The 6,993-nt window shown below is 65.0% G+C and carries 9 protein-coding genes and 1 pseudogene; 8 read left to right on the top strand and 2 right to left on the bottom strand.

Annotation, left to right across the window (positions count from 1 at the left end):
• The 3 genes and pseudogenes from SD72_RS18090 to SD72_RS16485 all read left to right on the top strand — a co-directional run.
• A pseudogene (locus SD72_RS18090) lies at nt 1-968 on the top strand (hypothetical protein); the annotation flags it as partial.
• Nucleotides 969-1,167: 199 nt separating this feature from the next.
• Nucleotides 1,168-1,947 (top strand): DUF4396 domain-containing protein, encoded by a 780-nt coding sequence (locus SD72_RS16490; RefSeq protein ID WP_232299840.1) that lies wholly within the window; start codon nt 1,168-1,170, stop codon nt 1,945-1,947.
• 4 nt (nt 1,948-1,951) lie between these two features.
• Nucleotides 1,952-3,178 (top strand): DUF2254 domain-containing protein, encoded by a 1,227-nt coding sequence (locus SD72_RS16485; protein WP_052492784.1) that lies wholly within the window; start codon nt 1,952-1,954, stop codon nt 3,176-3,178.
• A gap of 93 nt (nt 3,179-3,271) precedes the next feature.
• On the opposite strand, the gene SD72_RS16480 is transcribed toward SD72_RS16485, so the two are convergent.
• Both SD72_RS16480 and SD72_RS16475 read right to left on the bottom strand, forming a co-directional pair.
• Nucleotides 3,272-4,174, bottom strand: a complete 903-nt coding sequence (locus SD72_RS16480) for a mechanosensitive ion channel family protein (RefSeq protein WP_042545560.1) — start codon at nt 4,172-4,174, stop codon at nt 3,272-3,274.
• The gene (locus tag SD72_RS16475; protein ID WP_157000654.1) at nt 4,171-4,500 is read right to left on the bottom strand and encodes a hypothetical protein; all 330 of its coding nucleotides are present in this window, start codon (nt 4,498-4,500) and stop codon (nt 4,171-4,173) included. Before SD72_RS16475 ends, SD72_RS16480 begins: the two co-directional genes overlap by 4 nt.
• Nucleotides 4,501-4,653: 153 nt before the next feature.
• On the opposite strand from SD72_RS16475, the gene SD72_RS16470 reads away from it, so the two are divergent.
• The 5 genes from SD72_RS16470 to SD72_RS16450 all read left to right on the top strand — a co-directional run bounded on the left by SD72_RS16470 (nt 4,654) and on the right by SD72_RS16450 (nt 6,993).
• Nucleotides 4,654-5,220 carry an RNA polymerase sigma factor gene (locus tag SD72_RS16470; protein WP_042545558.1) on the top strand — a complete coding sequence of 189 codons (567 nt, stop codon included), beginning with the start codon at nt 4,654-4,656 and terminating at the stop codon, nt 5,218-5,220.
• Entirely contained in the window at nt 5,217-5,870 is a 654-nt protein-coding gene (locus SD72_RS16465) for an Asp23/Gls24 family envelope stress response protein (protein ID WP_232299839.1), read from the top strand. Before SD72_RS16470 ends, SD72_RS16465 begins: the two co-directional genes overlap by 4 nt.
• Nucleotides 5,871-5,896: 26 nt before the next feature.
• A complete protein-coding gene (locus tag SD72_RS17835) occupies nt 5,897-6,193 on the top strand; it encodes a hypothetical protein (protein WP_157000653.1) in 297 nt (98 codons plus the stop codon).
• 261 nt (nt 6,194-6,454) lie between these two features.
• A complete protein-coding gene (locus tag SD72_RS16455; RefSeq protein WP_042545556.1) occupies nt 6,455-6,805 on the top strand; it encodes an Asp23/Gls24 family envelope stress response protein in 351 nt (116 codons plus the stop codon).
• Entirely contained in the window at nt 6,802-6,993 is a 192-nt protein-coding gene (locus tag SD72_RS16450) for a hypothetical protein (protein WP_042545555.1), read from the top strand. The genes SD72_RS16455 and SD72_RS16450 overlap by 4 nt, the downstream gene beginning before the upstream one ends.

The raw sequence follows: 6,993 nt of genomic DNA, 5'->3' as shown, positions 1-6,993 counted from the left end.
CCGGCACCGGTGACACCACCGTCGCGTTCGTCCTGCCCGAGGGCCAGACCCTCGTCGTCGAGACGCCCGCCGAGGGCACCACCACCGCCACGCGCACCGTCACCTTCTCGGGCACCGGCAACTCGGGTTCGACCGTCAACGTGCTCGACGCCGACGGCAACCGCCTTCCCGGCACCACCGCCGTGGTCGTCGTCGATGGCCAGTGGTCGCTCGATTACACCTACGGCGACGACGCCGCCGTGGCCCAGACCGTCCGCGTGACCCAGGTCACCGGTGGTGCGGGTTCGGGCGACGTCACGCGTGCCTTCAACCTGCCCGCCGCGGTCGTCGTTCCCCCGACCACGCCCGACGCCACGCTCGACGCGCCCGTCATCACCTCGCCCACCGAGGGCCAGGTCGTCGTCGGCGACCAGGTCACCGTCACCGGCACCGGCACCGGCACCCCCGGCTCGAACATCCTGCTCGCGGTCGTCCCGACGGACCAGCTCGACGAGCTCGAGGCCGCCGAGGGCGACATGTCCTCCGCAGCCTCCGAGCCGGCCGACCCGACCGACCCGATCGTCGTGGACGCCGACGGCAACTGGACCGTCACCCTCGCCCTGACGCCGGACGACTACACGGCTGCCGCCGTGGCGTTCCTGCTCGACGAGAACGGCGCGCCCGTGCTCGACGCCGCCGGCCAGCCGGTCATCTCGGACCCCTCGGCCGACGTGGCCTTCAGCCTCGTCGCCGCGGTCGTCCCGGCCGGCACCCCCGCCACCCCGATCGCCACCGGCACCACCGGACTGGCGTACACGGGTGGCGAAGGCACCGAGGCCGCCATCGGCATCGGCGCCCGCCGTCCTGCTGCTCGGCTCGACCCTGATGGTCCTCGCTCGCCGCCGCGCGAAGCTCGCGACCACCGACGTGGCCGGCGAGTAATACAAAGCGTCACTTCACAATCGATGGCCCCTACTCCGGACGAGTAGGGGCCATCGCCCTTTCGTGAGCCGCCCCCTGTGAGCACGACGCGGAATGAGAGTGGATTCTTTCACATTCGTCACTTACTGGAGCTCGCATGCCTCGTGCGCCACGTCGTCACGGTACCCATAACAGGCGCAACCCCGAAGACCGGCCTGTCATCGGCTGACCCAATCACTCACGACCTGGTGTGGTGTCCGATCGTCATTGGCTCCGACGCTCGGCATCGTCAAGGTGTTGGGTCAATGGATGGTCACCGCCTCACCTGTCCTGACCGTCGACGCGTTCCCCTTCGGGTTCACATTAATCTCGTGGACCTTCATCGCCATCGGTGTCATCTGCGCGGTCGGTGTCACAGCCGACGTGGCCCGTCGCCCACAGCCGATGGCCGTGATGAACGTGGTGTGGCCCGTCACGATGCTGTTCGGCGGGGTCGCGTGGCTGCTGTTCTATAGCCGGACCGCGCGCGCCGCCCCGCGAGGACTGAGCCGGGACGAGCGTGGGAGTTCGATGGCGGTCTCCGTCGCCACGGGTACCAGCCATTGCGGTGCGGGTTGCGCGATCGGCGACCTCGTCGCGGAGTTCGCCCTCGTCGCCTTCCCCGTCATCGGCGTCGTCGTCGGCCGGGGCACTCTGTACGACGACGAGATCTTTGCCGGCTGGATCATGGACTTCGTCCTCGCCTTCGCTCTCGGGATCGTGTTCCAGTACTTCTCCATCGCCCCGATGCGCGGCCTCGGCCTCCGAGCCGGCATCGTGGCCGCCCTCAAGGCCGACGCTCTGTCGATATCGGCGTGGCAGGTCGGAATGTACGGGATCATGGCGCTGGCCCAGTTCGTCGTCCTGCCCTCACTCTTCGGCGGGCGCGCGGACGTCGTCAGCCCGGAGTTCTGGTTCGTCATGCAGATCGCCATGCTCGCAGGGTTCGCGACCTCCTATCCCGTCAACTGGCTCCTCATCCGGTCGGGCCTTAAAGAAAAGATGTGACCTGATGCAGACCTTGACCCTGCGCATCCGGGAATCGTTCTGGTTCCTGCCCTCCGTGTTCGGCGTCGTCGCGATCATCGTCGCCGAACTGCTGGTGCTCCTCGATCAGACGTTGCTCGACGGCGGTACCTCGATCCCGTTCTTGGATGCCCTCAGCGCCAGCGGCGGCCGATCGATCTTGACGACCATCGGTACCGCAATGCTGACCGTCGCCGGCACCTCTTTTTCCATCACCATCTCTGTCCTGGCGACGACGTCGTCGACCTACGGGCCGCGGTTGGTGCGCAACTTCATGGCCGACCGTGCGAACCAATTCGTCCTCGCAGCCTTCACCTCGACGTTCCTGTACTCCATCGTCGTGCTCCGATCCGTTCACACCGACATCGACGACGGGACCGCGTTCGTTCCCGTCATCGCCGTCCACCTAGCCGTCGTCCTCGGGATCGCCGACGTCGCCGTCTTGGTGTTTTTCATCCACCACATCGCCACGAGCGTGCAGATCACCTCTCTGCAAAAACGTGTCCAGGTGGATCTGGAAGAAGCGGTCGATTTTGTTTACCGCGAGGGTGAGACCGACAGGATCTCGCTGCAGCCTTTCCTGCCGGGCGATCGCACGTGGGTCGATGTCCCCGCGACCGGGGACGGGTACGTGCAGTCGGTTCAGTGGGAGCGCTTGGTGTCGTGGGCACAAGAGCACGATCAAGTGCTGCAAGTGGTGGCGATGCCTGGTGACCATGTCATCGACACCGATGTCCTGATGCGTGTCGGACGACGACCTGCCGCGGGGCGACAGGACGACGACGGCCTGGGTGATGAGCTCCGTTCCGCTGTCACTCTCGGGTCATCGAGAACTCCCACACAGGACGTGGGGTTCGCGCTGCAGCAGCTGGTCGAGATCGCGGTGCGCGGTCTGGCCAGCGGCACGAACGACCCGTACACGGCCGTCAGCGCTCTGGACCTGTCCGCCACCGCTCTCGTTCCGATGTGGAAAGAGCGACGCGCGATCACGGGCTACCGTGACCGCGAGGGCGCCCTCCGAGTGGTGCCGTCATGGCCCACAGCGGAGGAACTCGTCGACACCGTCTTTGACGGCATCTCAACCTACGGAATGGATCACCCCGCGGTCATCCAAGCAGCTCTTCGGCTGGCTGAGCGTCTCACCGACGTCGCCCCCACGACGAGGCGCCGCCACCTCGATCACACGATTCGCACCCTCACCTCACATCTATGACCCGTTGCTACCAGCACGCACGAGCCCATCTCGGGAAAGATGGTGGTTTTGTCCAGGGAAGCCTTTTCCTCCCTCGCCTCAGGCTGACAATCGCTAGGTCAGGTCGGAAGGCCATCCTTCGCGTTGCTCTGCACGGTCACCGTCGCGGCCTTCGGTTTGATTGTGAAGGAGCAGCTGCTGAGTGGGGTAGGGAAGGTCGACGCCAGCTTCGGTGAGCGCGTTCTTCACGGCTTCGAGGACTTGGTCCTGGGCTTCGACAGCATCCCGGCGAGCCGGCGGGTCGATCCAGAACCGTACCTCGAGCAGCACAGCAAAATCGGCCAAGGCCGTGACCAGAACGGCTGGCTTGGGATCGGTCACAATTCCTGGCAGGTCGTGGAAGACGCCGAGGATGATCGTCCGGGCGTGCTGAATGCTGTCGCCGTACCCGATTCCGACGTCCACGCTCAGGCGGCGCTGAGGGTAGGCGGTATTCACGGTGACCCGGTTGGTGTAGAGCTCACTGTTGGGGATGACGATCTGGCGATTGTCGTAGGTGCGGACGAGGGTTGCGCGCACTTGGATGTCTTCGACTTGGCCTTCGTGTTCACCCGAGACGATCTGGTCACCGATCCGGAACGGGCGGGTCAGCAGGATCAGAACGCCGGCAAGGAGGTTTTGGAAGATGTCCTTGAAGGCGAAACCGATCGCGACTCCCCCGATGCCGAGCGTGCTCAGCAGAGAGGCGGGAGTGATGGTGGGGAAGACGATCGCGAGAGCGATGAGGACACCAAGGATCACCACGGCCCACGACACGAGGCGGGCGAGTACCAGTTGGAGTCCTTCAGGTTGCCCGGCCCGGGCGGCAGCTGCCCGGACGATCTTCTTGGCTACCCATGCCAACCCCCAGAACAGCACAAGGATGACAACACCCAGAGCGACCGTTGGCAGGGCCAGAAGCAAAGAATCTCCGATCTTCTGGACTCGGCTGACGATGTCGGTGAATTGAATACTCATGAAGTTTCCTTGATCGTCGATTGAGCCGTGGTGGCGCTGCACAACGCATGGCGGAGGTAGGCCACGAGGCACTCGTGGGTGAGTTTGTTCAGCTCCATCCGAGAGCTTGGGCATTCCTTCGCTCCAGGACCATGCCTTTCGCTGATCTCGTCCGCGTTGTCCATGTCCATGTCCATCGACGGCGCTAGTGAGGACTGGTGTCGCCGGGCGCGACGGTTCATGAAGCCGTCCTCGACCTTGCGGATGCCTGCGCGGACCGCAGGGCTTGAGAAGGCGCGCAGGCCGAGGGGAATGAGGATGGGCAAGTACTTCACGAGTCCGAGCAAGACATGGCCTTCGTTTGAGCCCAATTGAACTCGGGCCGACCTAGTGAGGCCTGTCCCTGGAACGGGGTGGGTGTGGGATAGTCACTTCTCAGACGAGACAACGCACGGATTCGTCACACGGATGGAAAGCTTTCCCAGACGAAAGGGGGTCGGGTGTTCGATCGGTCAACACGGATCAGCCTCGTCGACGCCGACGACGCGATCCTCGCCAATCGAGCCGCAGACGGCGATATTCGCGCTTTCGAGGTGATCATCCGGCGACACAGCCCCCTCATGAAGGCCTATGCGCGGAAGATCCTCGGGTCCTCGGACGAGGTCGATGACGTCGTCCAAGACACCTTCGTCACCGCCTGGCAACAATTGGCGGCTCTCGAAGAGATGGTCGCGATGCGGAGTTGGTTGATGAAGATCGTCAGCCGGAAAAGCATCGACCGGATCAGAGCTCGCAGGCAGCACGCCGACGCCGATGACCATGACACTCCAGCCCCGGAGAACACCGGCCCCTCTCAACGGGCGGAAGCGTCCTCCCGAGAGAAGGCGCTGTCAAACGTGTTGGCAGGGCTTCCCCACCAGCAGAGGCAATGCTGGGTGCTGAAGCACGTGGCCGATTACAGCTACGACGAGATCGCGGCGGAGCTTGATCTGCCCGTGTCGACAGTTCGGGGCTTGTTGTCTCGGGCACGAAAGAACGTGATCCAAGGAATGGAGGGCTGGCGGTGACCACACCCGACAACGGTTCATCCATTGAACCCGACCTGAGGGCCGTCGAACTCTTCGCGCTCGAACCCGGAGATCTCGACGGGCACACCATCGACGAACTCTCCGACTACCTCGACGCCGGCATGACACCACCGGATGCGTCCATCGACAACTCTGCGTCCTGCCAGCTCGCCCTGAACGCTCTGAGCCGACTGCAGACCCTGAGCCGATCCATGCTCGAGGAGGACATCGACGAGCAAGAGCCCGCCGACGAATCGTGGGTGGCAACGATCCTCACGAGCATCGGATTGGAGGCGCGGTCCGGGCGACGCATCCCGTTCACTCCCCCGACCCCCACGTCGGAGCTGAGCGTGACGGAGGGCGCGGTCCGGGGCCTGATCCGCGACGCCGGAGACGACACCGACGGTCTCCTGATCGGCAAGGTACGTCTCGAAGGAGACGTCACCATCCCGGGCGAACCCATCCGAGTCCACGTCCACGCCAGCTCGCTCTGGGGCAAGAGCATCCCCGTCACCGCAGACCTCGTCCGAGACGCGATCGCCCGTTCACTGCACGATCACACCGAGTTGAACGTGGTTGCCATCGACGTCACTGTGACCGACGTCCATGTTCCGCGGGCACAGACCCCGTCAACCGGAGAGACCTTGTGAGCGACGACGCCGACCTTGCCCGGTCCTTGACCGACGCCGTTCTGGCTGTTCCCGGCGTCAGCCGCATCTATGCCGTCTCAGCCCCCGCCGCGATACTCGCCGTCGTCGCCGCCGTCCTCCCCGGCGCCTCAGAGAGCACGGTGCGGCCAGAAGTCGTCCTCAGCGACGACGACGCGACGGCGACCGTGTCCATCGGTGTCGACCGCGGACACTCCGCCTCGACCGTTGCCCGGACGGTCGGGATCATCCTCGAACAAAAACTCCACGAGGTGCGACCGAACAGCACCACCCGGATCAGCGTCACCGTCGCCCAGATCGGCTGACACCCAGACCGAAAGACCGCTCTCCAAGACCTTCTCAAAAAAAGTTCGATGATCGTGTGACGAATCGTCTTCTGGACTCGTTGTAGGAGTAACTGCCCCACACACCGCCGCTTTGGCGGTGCCGGCAGGATCACCCGATCCGCCACTCTCGGCGGCCGGGCACCCCCTTCTTCCAGGAGATCGTCCACCCATGTCGAACACCACCTCTGCCGTCGCCACGACGCCCCCGACCACGGCAAGACCGTCATCGCCGATGGCGTCGTGTCGAAGATCGCCGGCATCGCCGCCCGTGAGGTCCCCGGCGTCCACGCCCTCGGCGGCGGCGCTGCCCGCGCCATCGGCGCCGTCCGCGCCGCCGTCGGTCCACGACCGACCACCAGGCCAGGGCATCAGGCGTCGAGGTCGGCCGAGACCCAGGTCGCCGCCGACGTGAAGATCATCGCCGAGTACCCCGTCTCCCTCCAGCAGGTCGCCGACGACGTCCGCGCCGCCGTCGGCCAGGCCATCGAAGACCTCGTCGGCATGCAGGTCGCCGAGATCAACGTCACCATCGCCGACGTCTTCATCCCCTCCGACGACAACGACGACGAAGACGAGAGCCGCGTCAAGTGACCCCCACCACCACCGGCATCGCCATCGCGGCGACCCTCGTGCTGACGTGGATCGTGCTCGGATTCGGGTTTTTCGTCCTCGTCGCCCTCGCCATGGTGGTCGGTGCCCTCATCGGTCGGGTTATCGAGGGCAAGCTTGACCCGACCGGCATCCTCGACGCACTCCGCGGAAAGCGCTCCTCGTCATGA

The organism is Leucobacter komagatae, assembly GCF_000834055.1.
In the GTDB taxonomy this organism is placed as follows: domain Bacteria; phylum Actinomycetota; class Actinomycetes; order Actinomycetales; family Microbacteriaceae; genus Leucobacter; species Leucobacter komagatae_A.
Note: the sequence above shows the minus strand (reverse complement) of the source record. Positions and strands in the feature narration are given on the sequence as shown.